The organism is Pseudomonas sp. NBRC 111140 (assembly GCF_001320885.1).
GTDB classification, from domain to species: domain Bacteria; phylum Pseudomonadota; class Gammaproteobacteria; order Pseudomonadales; family Pseudomonadaceae; genus Aquipseudomonas; species Aquipseudomonas putida_P.
Genome location: NZ_BCBQ01000001.1, coordinates 43,802 through 58,195, shown reverse-complemented (window position 1 = coordinate 58,195; position 14,394 = coordinate 43,802). Strand labels below are relative to the sequence as shown.

At 56.6% G+C, this 14,394-nt stretch carries 12 protein-coding genes; 8 read left to right on the top strand and 4 right to left on the bottom strand.

Features of this window, described 5'->3' with window-relative positions:
• Positions 1-77 precede the first annotated feature (77 nt).
• On the bottom strand, positions 78-4,808 hold the full coding sequence (locus APH42_RS00280) for a hypothetical protein (protein ID WP_060492387.1): 4,731 nt from the start codon (positions 4,806-4,808) through the stop codon (positions 78-80).
• 477 nt (positions 4,809-5,285) lie between these two features.
• Here APH42_RS00280 and APH42_RS29775 point away from each other — a divergent pair, with 477 nt between their 5' ends.
• The 3 genes from APH42_RS29775 to APH42_RS00265 all read left to right on the top strand — a co-directional run bounded on the left by APH42_RS29775 (position 5,286) and on the right by APH42_RS00265 (position 7,032).
• On the top strand, positions 5,286-5,768 hold the full coding sequence (locus APH42_RS29775) for a hypothetical protein (RefSeq protein ID WP_156352688.1): 483 nt from the start codon (positions 5,286-5,288) through the stop codon (positions 5,766-5,768).
• Positions 5,769-5,824: 56 nt separating this feature from the next.
• The gene (locus APH42_RS00270) at positions 5,825-6,265 is read left to right on the top strand and encodes a hypothetical protein (protein ID WP_060492385.1); all 441 of its coding nucleotides are present in this window, start codon (positions 5,825-5,827) and stop codon (positions 6,263-6,265) included.
• Between the two features lie 173 nt (positions 6,266-6,438).
• Positions 6,439-7,032, top strand: a complete 594-nt coding sequence (locus APH42_RS00265; RefSeq protein ID WP_060492384.1) for a DUF6088 family protein — start codon at positions 6,439-6,441, stop codon at positions 7,030-7,032.
• A 327-nt stretch (positions 7,033-7,359) separates the two neighbouring features.
• Here APH42_RS00265 and APH42_RS30360 read toward each other — a convergent pair whose 3' ends face one another.
• Positions 7,360-7,812 carry a hypothetical protein gene (locus APH42_RS30360; protein ID WP_060492383.1) on the bottom strand — a complete coding sequence of 151 codons (453 nt, stop codon included), beginning with the start codon at positions 7,810-7,812 and terminating at the stop codon, positions 7,360-7,362.
• A gap of 85 nt (positions 7,813-7,897) precedes the next feature.
• On the opposite strand from APH42_RS30360, the gene APH42_RS00255 reads away from it, so the two are divergent.
• The 3 genes from APH42_RS00255 to rfaD all read left to right on the top strand — a co-directional run bounded on the left by APH42_RS00255 (position 7,898) and on the right by rfaD (position 10,702).
• The gene (locus tag APH42_RS00255; RefSeq protein WP_060492382.1) at positions 7,898-8,197 is read left to right on the top strand and encodes a helix-turn-helix domain-containing protein; all 300 of its coding nucleotides are present in this window, start codon (positions 7,898-7,900) and stop codon (positions 8,195-8,197) included.
• A gap of 434 nt (positions 8,198-8,631) precedes the next feature.
• Entirely contained in the window at positions 8,632-9,348 is a 717-nt protein-coding gene (locus tag APH42_RS28910; protein WP_177336830.1) for a DNA-binding protein, read from the top strand.
• Positions 9,349-9,670: 322 nt separating this feature from the next.
• The gene (gene rfaD, locus APH42_RS00245; protein ID WP_012272249.1) at positions 9,671-10,702 is read left to right on the top strand and encodes an ADP-glyceromanno-heptose 6-epimerase; all 1,032 of its coding nucleotides are present in this window, start codon (positions 9,671-9,673) and stop codon (positions 10,700-10,702) included.
• Between the two features lie 137 nt (positions 10,703-10,839).
• Here the strand turns inward: rfaD and paaX are convergent, their stop codons facing one another.
• Both paaX and paaY read right to left on the bottom strand, forming a co-directional pair.
• On the bottom strand, positions 10,840-11,763 hold the full coding sequence (gene paaX / locus APH42_RS00240) for a phenylacetic acid degradation operon negative regulatory protein PaaX (protein ID WP_176729444.1): 924 nt from the start codon (positions 11,761-11,763) through the stop codon (positions 10,840-10,842).
• A gap of 77 nt (positions 11,764-11,840) precedes the next feature.
• Positions 11,841-12,440, bottom strand: a complete 600-nt coding sequence (gene paaY, locus APH42_RS00235; RefSeq protein ID WP_012272251.1) for a phenylacetic acid degradation protein PaaY — start codon at positions 12,438-12,440, stop codon at positions 11,841-11,843.
• Between the two features lie 354 nt (positions 12,441-12,794).
• On the opposite strand from paaY, the gene paaF reads away from it, so the two are divergent.
• Together paaF and paaG are read left to right on the top strand one after the other, a co-directional pair.
• Entirely contained in the window at positions 12,795-13,568 is a 774-nt protein-coding gene (gene paaF, locus APH42_RS00230; protein WP_012272252.1) for a 2,3-dehydroadipyl-CoA hydratase PaaF, read from the top strand.
• 34 nt (positions 13,569-13,602) lie between these two features.
• Positions 13,603-14,394: a 2-(1,2-epoxy-1,2-dihydrophenyl)acetyl-CoA isomerase PaaG gene (gene paaG / locus APH42_RS00225; RefSeq protein ID WP_012272253.1), complete on the top strand. Its 792-nt coding sequence runs from the start codon at positions 13,603-13,605 to the stop codon at positions 14,392-14,394.

Below are 14,394 nucleotides of genomic sequence, written 5' to 3'. Positions count from 1 at the left end.
AGAAGCTCCGCTCTGCTGCAAATCTGCTCAGCGCCAGGTGGAACGAGGCGTAACCGACCGAACTGTTCCAGGGAGGACTATGGATGGTTGCTCAACGCCCAAGGTCCGACGTGCGGGCTCACTTTTTTCCCCAAGAAGCGATTGCCGAAGTCTTTCTCACGCTTCTTCATTGCAGAGCGAAGATGAGAGCGATTTATCTCATAGTTGATCAATCTTAGCGTTCGCTCCGTCGGCGGCAGATCAGCGCCCATTTGGTCAACGGCCAGCCAGGTCCATGCACGACGGTCTGCCGAAGCGCAAAACAGTAACCATGCTCCATACGCTGATTCAGCATCAGCGGCGCTCCAGTAGACCTCCCACCAGTGACGAGCGCAGGCTTCAGTATGGCGCAGCAACGCATTGTCGCTAGAGCGTGTAGTTGGTTGATCAACAAACCCTTCTGGCCAGTTGAGATCGGTAGGCAGACGGTTGCCGCAACTAAACCCTTGCAGGCGAGCCCCACGCTGCTGCCGCCAGGCCAACGGCGAGCTCAGATCGGCTTGAATAACAGTGGACAGCCATGCGTGTCCCTGATTGGTGTAGGCACAGATGCTGAGGTCCAATAGCCCAGCGTCGGTGTTGGTTGCCTTGATATCGAGCACTGCATCCAGCAGGGCTTGCGCGGCCGGCGACGGAGGCACGCGAAACAGCAGGTGCAACAAGTCGGGGACTTCGGCTTTGCCGAGGAAGCGGGTGCTCATGTTCTGGTGTAACTGCAACCAAAGCGACGCTGCACGATTTGCATCCCGATGAAATAAGGCCTCGCAAAAAGCCAGATAGAAACCCTCATTTAAACGAACGCGGCGGAGGAAGTCAGTGGAACTGTCGGCCGTGCCACTCAACCACCGGTTGATCACTGCGGGACAGTGGTCGATGATCACAAGAAAATCGGCAGCGTCGAAGTCCTGCAGGTAGAACTGCGCACCGCGCCGGCGGGCGTCTCTGACTCGCTCAATGGTGCTGTCGATTGCGGCTTGTCGCGCCGCTACCTGGGCTTCGGAGTTCGCAGCCATCATCTGCTCAAGCGACAGATTGGCGGAGTCTAAGGATTCAGTGACCGAGAAGCAGGTGGGGGACTGCTCTCGATCTTCCAGACGCACGGACAGCGTGTACGGGGAGGGTGCACTGTCATGGGCCGTCAACTCTAGCACCGTCGAAAGTAACTCGCTAACCATATGCGAGTCTGCGGCAGTCGCTTCTCGCTGGTTCAGCGCTTGCAGCAGCAGCCATGGAGCAGTTTGCTGGCAGACCTGATCAAACGGCCAAGCAGTGGAAGCTGCCAGCACGGCCAATGAGCCCCAGTGCGAGGCTTCAACTGCGTCTTCGTGGTGCCATTGCCACTTCGATTTTCCTAAGTATTGCCCGAGGCGTGCTGCGTTCGACCGATAGGCTACCTGGAGAAGAGGGGTGCGCGCATTGCCTTCGGTAACTGCCAGCTGATGCTCCAACCAAGTCCAGTCAAGCGCACGAAGGTTGGGCTGCAGACTGAGCACGGCCAGTAGGTCATTGATGTGTTTTTCCGAGCCGAACCGGTAACGTAGCAACAGCTTACTGATTTCTCCAGGCGAGAGCGGCATGACCGCTTTCAGCATGTCGGTGTAGAACACCGGCAGTGCCGCATCAATGACCATCTCCGCTTGCCGGTAAGCAGAAAGCCCTGACATTTCCATGGTCAGTAAAAGGCTGTCGATTGCCATCTCGTCATTGTCTGTATAAGGTCTCTGGCCGCGAGCTTCAGACCGGGCCCGGCGAACGGCAGCTGCTGCGTAAGCGCTGTTCTCGGTGAACAACAGTCGCTCTCGTTGAAAGGCGGCCAGGGCCAGGTACAGTTGATCGGCCGGTCTGGCTGGCAAGGACGCGAGCTTTTCCCGCTGCTTGGCCACCAGTGCGTGCGGGGCGACGCGGGTCATCGCAGCCAGTGACCGCTCGAAAAAATGGTCGGTAGGGGTTGGCGCACGCTGGTTATCAAGCTCCAAGACCTCAATCGCTGCAAGACTGTCTGCTGCCTCGTCTTCAAATGCGGCTGGCACAGTGAAGGCGGGATCTGTCCAAAACAGCTGTGCGCGGTCGACACGCGTGCGCATGGGCAAGCTGTGATCCAGCAGCACCTGGGTGCTGTGTTGCCGCAGCAGCGGGTAAAAGCTTCGGCCCGGATCACGGAGGTAATCCTGTTCGTAATCGGCCTTGTCCAGTGATGGATTGCGCTGCGTGGCCAGGCGTTCATGCTGCTCAACACCCGACAACCAGAGCAATAACGCCGAACAGCGTGCGCCTAGTTGAGGGTTAATGCCTGGTTCGTAGCGCCAGTAGCAGATCCGGTCCGCCGCTGTCTTAAGCTCATTGGCTGTATTGAGAAAGTCGACGCCGTTGAGCAAACACAGCCACTTGAGTTCGTCCCAGATCTCACTGCGACCGCGGATCGCCAAGTTCAAGGCCGCGAGCTCAAATAGCGGGCGGGCATCAGTGAGCGGATAGCCTTCCAGCAACAGGGGAATCATGCTGAGGTGGTGTATGGCGGCCTGCGAAACCAGGGTAATGGATAAACCGAGAACCTTCAGCGGACCATCGATATCGACGCCCACCCTGTCCATGACACGTTTAGCTCGCGCGTCATCAGACTGTACGTGGCGTCGCTGTTCAGATTCAACGTCCCGCGATACTTGGCTAAGCCACGACTGGACGCGGCCCAGAATGGCAGCGCGGAGGGTCATGTCAGATCTTGACGTTGACCGCAGTGCTTCGACAGCCCACAAGCGTGCGGTCCGCTGTCCTGCCTCGCCTGGCCTTTCTATCGTACCCAGTAACGAATCCACCAAAGGCCCGGCGATGCGACGCAACTCGCTCGCATGCTGACTGGGTAGGTTTTGAGAGGACAACCATTCTGAAACTAACGCGGTAGATACCTTGACCGCCGTCGGCTGATCACGTTCGACCATAATGGAAACTGCGGCACGTAGAATCTCTGAGCGCTGATCCAATCCTGCGATGGGGTCGAGCCAAGTATAAGCTTCGTGCAAAATCCCTTCTTGACCAATCTCACCACATTCGTCGAGATGGTGTAGAAGCGCCATACCCAACGCATGTTGTACCAGCGGACCTGTGAGCTTCACCGCTGTCAGGGAAGATTCGACAAAGCGTGAGTCGAGGATATCACTCATGCGCTGGGCCACCTCGGACGGGCTAAGATCTGCGCGTCCCGTGCTGCAGGCCAAATCATTCAAGGTGTAGAGGCGAGGTGCTGTACGCTGCTGTTCGGCAACCGTTTGCAGCCACTGACGCCACTCCATCTCATTGAAGGACCGTCCCGCGCGATGACCAAAGCTGTCGCGCCCATACTCCCAGAGCAGCCGATGCACGGTCACCTGCCCAACATCGATCAAGCGCTCACCGAAACGAACCACTAGGCTAAATAACCGCGGCGTTTGCGCAAGTGGAACCAAATCCTCATGAAGAGCATCTCGATTTAGCCCCTCCGCAGCCAGGCGTTGATCCAATTCGCCGCCAGTTACGCCATCGTAGACGCCAACCTCGATGCGTTGTGGGGCAGACACCAGCGCACGCAGCCGATTAAGGGTCTGCTCATAATGATGCTGACGGGTTGTCAGCACTACTCGGACTCGCCCAGCGAACGTGGGAGTCTGCAGCAACGCGAGGAGGGCAGCCCATTTCACTGCTGGCTCCTGGTTGATGCCATCGAAGAAAACCAGCAGCGCCGGTTCATGCTCGGTCGGAAGTTCCAGCAGCCGGTCTATCCGCCGGTGCCAATGCTCGCGGTCGCGGGTCTGTGTGACCTCGAACATCCGTTCTGCCAGAAGACGTTTGATTGCCGTTTCAGAAATTTCATTAAACCCGGACATGGCGTTAGAAGGAATTACCAGGACCATTGGCAACGCTTCTGACTCACTGACGAGCCAGTCCAGCACCGCCCAGGTTTTACCATTGCCCTCGAGCCCCAATACAACCCCAGGTGCGTTGGTGGCGTTAGGATTTCGCCACCATTGGCCAAGGGCACTATGGCTTGCATGCCGGCGAATGGTGGTGAGACTGGCGCCGCCCGCCGCATTCTGGCCCAGGGCTGCGGTGGACACGGATGGAGAGTTCCAAAGCGCGCGTAACTTTTCAATGGCGAGGTGGCGCAATCGCTCATAGCCCGCACCCCATTGCGAGAGTTCACGTTTGAGTCGTGATAGCGTGACTGCAGCATCTCTCTGAAGCGTGGTCGCCAATACTGCAGCCGTGTCGCCGGCGTACCTGCGCACCACTTCAGGGGCGGCACTGCACAATGCGGCCAGAGCTGGGAAGCCATCGGCCTTCCAGTCGATAACAATGATCGGCACCCCGAGCTCGTCCGCTAAACCTGCAAGCTTCAGCTCTAATTGTTCAGACGCTTCGCGGGTGGCCGCGAGGATCCAGCTTTCCAGCGCAGCGTCCGTAGCCAACGCCTCCAGCACCTCACCGAGCAGTTCGCGCTCACTAAGCGGGGTGTTATCACCGTAACGCTTGCATTCGATACGCAAACGACGGTTCTGCCGACCCGAGGTTCCGGCGTCACCGCCGTGTTGAAAGCCGGTTCTTGCTACGGCAATACCGATATCTAGAAACTCACTCAGCAGTGAGGCGACCATGCGCTCAAATTGCCCAGGTGTCAGTTCACTTTGCAGAATCGTGCGCAGCTCGGCGAGATGACCTTGTGGGGTAGCGGGGCGCGCAGACATTATGGGGATAGCCTTGTTAAGGGGACTGGAAGCCTTGAGGGCATGGCCACTCATGGCATTTCCTCAGCTTATTACCAATGGCCATCACTTGGCCAGCAAGGTGTCGACTCTCTGGCACTTGCCGCGCTCGTAGGGAGGTGGTGGCACACGCTGGCGGGAATCATTTCCACTTCCGCTATGAGCGAACAAAAATTGGCTGCAAGCGCCTCGACAAGCAGGATCTGCAGGTTGCAGCTTGCTGATGGGCCAACCGGGTACTGCTGGTTATCATGGCGAATGCCTTCAACGACAACTAGAACATCCAAACATGCCAGCATCGATATCATACGCAACGCCACATCCAGCACTCTCGCACCTCTCGATCGATCAAATTTGCGAGATGCACGCCCTTTTCATGAAGGGCGCCACCGTGAGGAGCCTGTTGGCTGAGTACGGAATTGAAACCACGCAAAAGCAGCTTCAGCCGCTGCTACCTCTGCGGATCTTGAATGACCAACCATGCCCGGGTTGCGGTGCGCCGTTGCAGCAGAAATGGGCAACAAAGACATACGGTTTACCTCCGGCATCTGCAAGCCCTGTGGCCATCAGCAGCTCAGTGTTTGCACCTGTCGGTACTGCCTGCGCAAGCGACTCAAGCGTGCAAACCGAGAGTGGTCTGATAAGCGGGTGCCGTTCTCACAGCTTTGCCTCAAACACAAAATACTGCTTATGTCACTGCTGTTGAACCAGCAGGACGACATTGCGGGCGTGCGTGAAGCCAACTCGATCGGTCCTTTTGCGCCAGGCTTCTGCAGCACCGAGGGTTTCATCGGTGAGTTGTGGAATGCGGGAGCCATTGTGCTGACCCGCGCCCCCGAATGGGTAACCTCGAACTATCGCTCGGAATGGATGTATGTGCCAGAAGCGTACGGTTGGTCGAGTAATGTCAGCGCGAACACCGAAGAAGAAAAAGCGCTGACCGCCTGCGCAGAGACTCCGATACCCATCTGCAGCCTTCTGATGAACCGGAGCTGATTGCCCTCATCAGGGAATTGGCAGAACACGCTGGCTTTGCCTACCTGGAACAGCACATGGGTAAAGAGAAGCTCGAGATCAGCTCTGCGGCGGCCACGCGTAAGGTGTTGCGTTGCATGATCGAAACATTACCTTTGGCAGATATTTGCGCCATAGGGTGGCAGGCTGCCAAAAACTGCGGCAGAGCCTACACCAATAAGGTTGCTACTAGCCGAAAACATGCTGCCAACATGCTGCCCGGGCAAATGACTCGCGTTGCCGAGTCCCGAGCACTGAAATCCGACACCTGGAAAGTCGACCGAGCATTCAACCGTGTTTCTCGTATCGAGCGTGTGCTCCATGATGAACTCTTCGGCGGCCAGGACACCTTTTTCAACTGGCCGCTGGATCGCTACTGCGAAGAAGTCGTCTTGCCTCGACTGCAGAGTGGGCGGAAAGTCACACCCAGTAGAGTTCCGTCACAGACTTGCTCGCCTGTTACCGTACTGAAGGGGTGATAGTTTTTCGCGGCAATACGCTAAGGCTGGTGAAGCTACTCAAACTGCCAGCAGGTATTCGTTTCGATCAGTCAGAACTAGCAATCGCAGCCGCCATAGGTGACCAAGGGCTTGTGCTGACCAGTCCTTTCGCTTAGCGTGTCCATACAGAGATACGGGAGTTGGAGTCATCCATGTCTGTCGCTGAGTCTATTGCTAAACGGGTCAAGCGCATGAGCAGAGGCAGACCTTTTACCAAAGCTCTTTTTGCAGAGGAGGGGTCTCGCACTTCGGTTAATAAAGCACTGTCTCGAATGGCGCGCAGCGGCTTATTAGAACGCGTGGCTCGCGGCATTTACATGCGACCTAAGATAAGTGAGTACACTGGCAGGAAAGTTCGAGCTAATCCGATAACGGTCATGGAAACGGTTGTAAAGGCTAGCGGCGAGACAATTCAGATTCATGGCGTGGAAGCTGTACGAAGACTGGGACTTAGCACTCAGATGCAGGTTCTACCAACTTACTACACCAGCGGGTCGACACGAGAAATCAAGATGGGTAACGCGGTAGTTCGGCTGCGTCATTCGTCGTGGCAACGCCTCCAGCAAGCTGGGACCCAAGCGGGTTTAGCCTTGACTGCGCTGTTTTATCTTGGGAAAGAAGGAGTGACTGACCAAGTCACCGGTAAGATCCTTTGCTTGCTTAGCGCTGAGGAATACAGCAAGCTCATGGCCTGCAAGATGCCCAAGTGGATGCGTAAGGTATTGGCAGGATTTTCACGGGAATAATCAGCCACTAAAGCGGTCACAGCGTTTCAGTGCATTTACCAGGCTTTGCTCACCGCATTTTTCTGTGGGTCCTGCCAATAATCCTACTGGTTCGACATCCCGACCAGCAGCTACTGCTTTCGAAAGAAATCTTCCACTACGGCACGCATAGGATTCAGATTCTAAGATGGATTTGGCCTCTTGAATAAATTGCGCTTGGAGCTTCCATTTCGAGGTTTTGATCTTACGCCGCCCTTTCATAATATCTATCTCATCGCGGATCCCGACACAGGTTCCACAAATTCATGGAACACTCTCTGTCCTGCTTATCTCGTCTCCAAGGACCGACTAGCGCTGGAGGTCACGCTCAGCCGAAAACAGAATGTTGTAGGGGGCCAAATTCTTATCAAGATCGTCTCTCAGCGAGTAAATGGTCCCGCTTGCCACTTGATATACGAGAACGTTTGATCCGTCCTGGGGATCGGCCGCGATCCCTGCCATCGTCAGTGGCTCCATTAGCCAGGTTGATTGCTTATTGACGTGGGGAGGGGTTACCAACTGAACTTGTTCAACCCACACTTGATCCGACTGCGCATCGATGAAGTGCTTGAGTTCATGTGCATGGTACATCATCAGCATGCTTGCAAAATTTTCGCGCCCCGATTTATGCACAATCTGCATATAAAACCACGGCATTATCAGTTCCTGCTCAACGAAGCTCCACACCCTCTGCCCGGCGGGTGACGCGGGCTCGTCTGGCAGGTCGAACGCAATTTCCGCTCGCGGATAGGTAGTGAACATGGCAATCCCCCTAAAATGAACACTATAGATTGTAGCCCTATAGGATGCGATAGCGCTTCATCGTTCCTTTTGCGGGAACGTAAATTTGGAACTCAGTATCGCGTTCGGCCTTGCGCTCAAAAAGGTTCGAAACAGTAGAAATCTCACGCAAGAGGATTTCTCTACCGTGAGCAGCCGCACGTATCTCAGCTCGCTGGAACGAGGCCTGAAAAGCCCTACGCTGGAGAAAATCAATCAGCTAGCAGGAACGCTCGACGTACACCCGCTCACCATCCTCGTAGCCACATACGTCGCGCGGGATGCCGACCTGGACGTTGAGGGTCTTTTTCAGACAATCAAAGATGAATTGGCCGAGATGAGCTCTTTCCAGGACCTCGTTCAATGATGCGCTAGCGCCTATCGCTGAACCTGGGATGAGTGAGCCATGCTATCGCTAGGCATGGCGTTCTTTGAGGGTTCGGCGTGAGCAAAGGGGCAGGGCAGTAGTACATCTTTGGTTACCACCAGAGTGAGAGGCATAAGATTTCCCGGATGTGTGCCGGGATACACTGTTGACGAGCCTTGCCTGTTCCACCGGGAAAGGTGTCACTTGGTACTAAGAAAACCGCCTGGGTGTCTGCAGGTTTATCAAGCCATTCCTCGGCTAGCTACTGACTGCCAAGGATGGCATTTGCGTGTTAGAGAACCTTAGCGAGCTCGAAGGCCAGAGCACACTTTTCCGCAGTCGCGAGCAGATTACGAACAATTTCGTCGGAGCTGTGTTTGTAGTGCTTAGCGATGCAGACTGGCTCGAACCAATTCCAAGGGCAGGGTGGAGACATGGCAGACGCCAAAATCAAAAAGGTTAATTCTGACCAGGTATTACACGCAGTCTCCGAGCTAAAAAAGCAAGGGCTTGCGGTATCAGTTAGAGCTGTACGTGCGCAAATCGGCAGCGGTTCACTGACAACGATTTCTAGGCTGCTCAAGGATATTTCTTCTGCGCAAAAGCCTGATACATCCCCAGAGGAACGGCTTAGACAATTTCCCGATCGAGTCAGAGATTTGTGTCAGTCGACAGTCGTTGCAATGGCTGAGGCCGCAAGGGCCTTAACCGCCCAGGAGCGGCGTAAGCTTCAAGTGTTGGAGGATCGGCTTCAATCCCGGTGGGCTGCAAATGTCAAAGACAAAATCAGGGCTTTGAGAAGATTAGAGGTTGAGAGTAAAAGCAACGAGGAATTGCGAGCCGAGCTCAAACGGGCGAACGAAAAAATCTGGAGTGATCAAGAACTCATTAACAAGCTAACTGCGCGTGTAGCAAAAGCTGAATCTGAAAACGAACAGCTGCGGGAGCTCAAAATGAAGCTGGAGGAACGCAGAGACAACCTTGAAAGGCAATTCGAACACTTCGAGCAACATGCTCTGCAGCAGCGGCGCGCAGAAAGCCAAATGCATCTCCTTAAGGTCACAAAGCTCGAGCAGGACTTGGCGTACAGTCAGGCTCGTGTGATGGATTTATCGTTGCAGATCGTAGAAGCGTCGAAGCGTGATAGGTAGGTGCGAGGCCCGCTGGAAGGAAACATCCAAAAGGGGGCAGAAAACCTGCATTTGGATGTTTAGTACCCCAAAATTTGGATGATTACTTCCGGGTACTAGAGTTGAGGACGCTGAGTGGAGTCGTCACCTCAAATACACTATTTAACATAATATGCATTATGAGTAACCTCATATTTCAGTGCCGTACCGTGGGGACGGCCAGATGTTAAGCCAGCACAAGCTCCTCACTCATTCAAACCGTTGGCTTAATTGATCCAGGTTAAGGTTGGCTCACATTACCTTGAGTAAAATGCGAGCTCCGCACCCTCACGGGGAATCTGGCATGACGATCATCGTAACCGGCGCCGCGGGATTCATCGGCAGCAATCTCGTTCAGGCACTCAACCAACGCAACGAGACCAATATCATTGCCGTCGACGATCTGACCGATGGCGACAAGTTCAGCAACCTGGCCGACAGTGAAATTGCCGATTACCTGGACAAGGACGATTTTCTCGACCGGTTCGGTCGCGGCCAGTTTGGCAAGGTGCGCGCCGTTCTGCACCAGGGTGCGTGTTCAAGCACCGTCGAAGGCGACGGTCGTTTCATGATGGACAACAACTACCGGTTCAGCCGTGAGTTGCTGACGTCTGCACAGCACCAGGAAATCCCGCTGCTATATGCATCATCGGCCGCCGTATACGGCGCAGGACGCATCTTTAGCGAACAGCGTGAGTGTGAACGCCCGCTGAACGTCTATGGCTATTCCAAGTTTCTGTTCGATCAACAGGTGCGCCGGCAACTGACGGCGGCTCGCAGCCAGGTCGTCGGCTTGCGTTATTTCAATGTCTACGGGCCCCATGAGCAGCATAAAGGCCCGATGGCCTCAGTGGCCTTACACTGCTTCAATCAGTACCAGGCTCGCGGAAAAGTCAGCTTGTTCGGTAGCTATGGGGACTTCCCCAGCGGTGGCCATCTGCGGGATTTCGTCTCTGTTGAGGATGTGGTCAAGGTCAATATGTTCTTCCTTGAGCGACCACAACTCAGTGGCATATTCAATGTTGGCAGTGGTCGTGCCCAGCCATTCAACGACGTTGCTCTGGCTGTGATCAATCGGCTGCGCGAACGGCAAGACCTACCCCCTTTGTCGCTTGATATGGCCTTGCTTGAGGGGGTACTGGAGTACAGCGAATTTCCTGATCATTTGCGTGGCAAATACCAGTGCTACACCTGTGCCGACCTGGAGCGCTTGCGCGCTGCTGGTTACAAGGCGCCTACATTGACAGTCCAGCAAGGCGTGGCCCGCTACTGTGACTGGTTGCAGGGTAACCAAAGCCCGCCGCCCGCTCCTTTCAAGCAAGCGGCGGCAGCTTGATGTTGCGTATTTGTGTGGTTGGCAGATGCTTTTACCTGCTTTGGTGCGATTTATTGGTGAATTATTGACGATAACTACACTAAATAGTCATTTAGCGTAGTTATATAAAAGGTCAGGTTAATGCCTGCACTTTTTCTTCAGGCCAACCCACCAAAACGCTTGTAGAAGCTCTCGTTCACATCCGGCAATGGTCCGTCTGCGGTTTCCAGCGCAGCGTTCAACCATTCCTCTGCCTTGGCAAACACCAGCCGATAGAGATTGCGGCACAGTTGTCGCGCAGCCCTTCCCTCCCAGTCCCCTGGCAGCAGCTCGTCCGGTAGTTGCGGGTCGCGCAGCAGCAGGCGGCGGTACTCGTGTATCAGCAGTGTGCGTGCAAGGAAGCAATCTTGCGCATCCAGCAGTTGTTGCTCTTTCAAACCTTGCCACAGCGGCCTGAACAGCTGGATGAACTCGCTGTACTGCTCCCCCAGCTCCTCGATACGCCAGCTTTCTCGCACTTGAGCGCGCATGGCCTTGGACGCGAGAACCTCCTGGGTGTGGGTTTCGAAGACGATGCTGTCGTCACTGGCTTCAAGGTCGCGCAACGTGGCAGCCAGGTCGGCACGGTCAGCCCTTGGGCAGCCCAGCAGGTTCGGAGCCATGACGCCGAACCCCTGCCATTCCAACTCTTCACGCAACGCCTTGCGCTTGCCAGCCTCGAGTTGTGACAGTAACACCAGCGTCCAGGCGCCGTCCCAAGCGGGTTGGCTCTGGCTGTAGACGCGTTTGAAGGCTTTTTCGAAACGTCGGCGGCCAGTGCCCGTCAAGCTGTAGTAACTGCGCCGGCCAACCTTTTCAGCGGTAAGCCAACCTTCTTTGGTCAGGCGAAAGATCGATGTGCGGATCAGCCGTTCATTGATGCCGATCGGCTCCAGCAGATTGATCAGGCTACCTAGCCAGACTGTCCCGCCGTGGGGCTCGATGGCATCGCCGTACAACGTGATGATCAGAGAGCTGGCGCGAATCGGCGTCTGCTCCTGAAAGCGGGTAATCAAATTGTTCAGTGGGGCAAGATTGCTCATGGGCGAACTGTGCGCGGAGAAAGCACCGACTATACCTGTGCGGCGGGCCGCCTGGCCATGGCGTGTCACTGCCAGGTTCATGCGCTTGCCTGGCCCTTGGGCCTGACACCGGAGTCTTCCATGCGTGGGCGCCCCGGTTCTGCCTCGGCCAGCGGCGGGCATTCGACCATGCTGTTCATGCAACGCTGCGCCAGATGCTGGTACTGCGCGGTGCCGCGCTGCTTCCAGGCCAGCTCCTGATCGGTCAATGGGCGCTTGACCTGAGCCGGCGAACCCATCACCAGGCTCTGCACGGCACATTCGAAGCCGGCCTTGACGAACGCTGTGGCCGCAACGATGCAGCGTGGCGCTACGTGGGCGCCATCCATCACCACCGCGTTCATGCCGATCAAGGCGTCCTCACCCACGCGACATCCGTGCAGCACGGCACCATGGCCGACGTGCCCATTGCGCTCCACTACGGTGTCACCGCCTGGGAAGCCATGCATCACGCAGGTGTCCTGAAGGTTGGCGCCCTCCTCTAGCACGATGCGGCCAAAATCGCCCCTCAGCGACGCCAGAGGGCCTATGTAGCAACGAGGGCCAACGATGACGTCACCGATCAGGACCGCGCTGGGGTGCACGTAGGCTGTGGGATGAACCACGGGCGTCAGGCCGTCCAGTCGATAGCAAGGCATGGCAAAGCTCCTGAAATGATTTGAAATGCCATTCGATCTTGTATCACAAGACATTTCGTCGTCAACCGGGTAGATCGTGTATCGCTTCAGTCAGGCCAAGTAAGCTGAAAGAAAGTGGCAAATCGTCTGCCTAAATGCCTTGATCAAACGTTTCATCAAGAATTTATAAGGTCGATGATGCTGGCAAAAAATACAATAAAGGGATACGAGATGCATTTTTGAATGTTGCATTTATGTATCGCGTAATGCATATACTGGCCGCACCTGGTCGTGATCCCGCATCACGCCCCTGCAAACAATTCCAAGAAATGCCGGCCCCACGATGTGCCGTGCGTGCAGCCAGAGGAACCCGACATGCCGCGATATCTCGCTGTGCAGGCGCCCGAACACGGCGTTCAGCTCATTACCTTGCAACGGCCCGAGGCCTTGAATGCCCTGTGCACCGAGCTACTGGCAGAACTGGCTGCTGCGTTACAGGCAGCCGCTGGCGACGAACAGATCGGCGCTGTTGTGATTACCGGCAGCGCCAAGGCATTCGCTGCAGGTGCCGACATCCGGGAAATGGCCGAGCGTGACCTGGTCGGCATACTCAATGATCCGCGCGTAGCCCACTGGCAAAGCATCGCGGCATTCACCAAGCCACTGATTGCCGCTGTCAATGGTTACGCCTTGGGTGGCGGTTGCGAACTGGTGATGTGCGCCGACATCGTCATCGCTGGCACCGATGCCCGCTTCGGCCAGCCAGAAATCAACCTCGGCATCATTCCCGGTGCCGGCGGCACCCAGCGCCTGTTGCGTGCCGTCGGTAAGCCGCTGGCCATGCAGATGGTTCTGACCGGTGAAGCAATCACCGCTCGCCACGCCCAGCAGGCGGGCCTTGTCAGCGAAATTTCCCAGCCCGAACTTACCGTCGAGCGTGCCATGCGGGTCGCCCGCAGCATCGCTGCCAAGGCGCCGCTTGCCGTGCGCCTGGCCAAGGAGGCGCTCCTGAAGGCCGGTGATACCGACCTGGCCAGCGGCCTGCGCTTCGAACGCCATGCGTTCACCTTGCTGGCCGGTACCGCCGACCGGGACGAAGGCATCCGGGCCTTTCAGGAAAAGCGCCAGGCTCGTTTCCAGGGCCGCTAAACATCATTCCCTCGACTGACGGAGCGAGTCTGTCATGACTTTCCAGCACATCCTGTTTTCCATCGAGGACGGCGTTGCCCTCCTTTCATTGAACCGCCCCGAGCAACTGAACAGCTTTAACACCGCCATGCACATGGAGGTGCGCGAAGCACTCAAGCAAGTACGCCAGAGCAGTGAAGCGCGGGTGCTGTTGCTGACGGCTGAAGGCCGGGGCTTCTGCGCCGGCCAGGACCTGTCCGACCGCAACGTTGCCCCCGGCGCCGAAATACCGGACCTGGGCGAGTCGATCGACAAGTTCTACAACCCGCTGGTGCGCACCCTGCGCGACCTGCCGCTGCCAGTGATCTGTGCGGTCAACGGCGTGGCTGCCGGCGCTGGCGCAAATATCCCGCTGGCCTGCGATCTGGTGCTGGCCGCCCGCTCCGCCAGCTTCATCCAGGCCTTCTGCAAGATCGGCCTGGTGCCGGACTCTGGCGGCACCTGGCTGCTGCCGCGCCTGGTTGGCATGGCGCGGGCCAAGGCCCTGGCCATGCTGGGTGAGCGCCTTGGCGCCGAGCAGGCCCAGCAATGGGGGCTGATCCACCGGGTGGTGGATGATGCTGCACTGCGAGACGAAGCCCTCGCCCTCGCCCGCCAGCTCGCCACCCAGCCCACCTACGGCCTGGCCCTGATCAAGCGCAGCCTCAATGCCAGTTTCGATAATGGGTTTGACGAGCAGCTGGAGCTGGAGCGCGACCTGCAGCGCCTGGCCGGGCGCAGCGAGGACTACCGCGAAGGCGTGAGTGCCTTCATGAACAAGCGCACGCCAGTTTTCAAGGGGCGCTGA

Bases quoted from the DNA above. Each gene is read 5' to 3' on its own strand.
- APH42_RS00280 (WP_060492387.1), bottom strand. From the start codon at position 4,808: ATGAGTGGCCATGCCCTCAAGGCTTCCAGTCCCCTTAACAAGGCTATC.
- APH42_RS29775 (WP_156352688.1), top strand. From the start codon at position 5,286: ATGGGCAACAAAGACATACGGTTTACCTCCGGCATCTGCAAGCCCTGT.
- APH42_RS00270 (WP_060492385.1), top strand. From the start codon at position 5,825: ATGGGTAAAGAGAAGCTCGAGATCAGCTCTGCGGCGGCCACGCGTAAG.
- APH42_RS00265 (WP_060492384.1), top strand. From the start codon at position 6,439: ATGTCTGTCGCTGAGTCTATTGCTAAACGGGTCAAGCGCATGAGCAGA.
- APH42_RS30360 (WP_060492383.1), bottom strand. From the start codon at position 7,812: ATGTTCACTACCTATCCGCGAGCGGAAATTGCGTTCGACCTGCCAGAC.
- APH42_RS28910 (WP_177336830.1), top strand. From the start codon at position 8,632: ATGGCAGACGCCAAAATCAAAAAGGTTAATTCTGACCAGGTATTACAC.
- rfaD (WP_012272249.1), top strand. From the start codon at position 9,671: ATGACGATCATCGTAACCGGCGCCGCGGGATTCATCGGCAGCAATCTC.
- paaX (WP_176729444.1), bottom strand. From the start codon at position 11,763: ATGAGCAATCTTGCCCCACTGAACAATTTGATTACCCGCTTTCAGGAG.
- paaY (WP_012272251.1), bottom strand. From the start codon at position 12,440: ATGCCTTGCTATCGACTGGACGGCCTGACGCCCGTGGTTCATCCCACA.
- paaF (WP_012272252.1), top strand. From the start codon at position 12,795: ATGCCGCGATATCTCGCTGTGCAGGCGCCCGAACACGGCGTTCAGCTC.
- paaG (WP_012272253.1), top strand. From the start codon at position 13,603: ATGACTTTCCAGCACATCCTGTTTTCCATCGAGGACGGCGTTGCCCTC.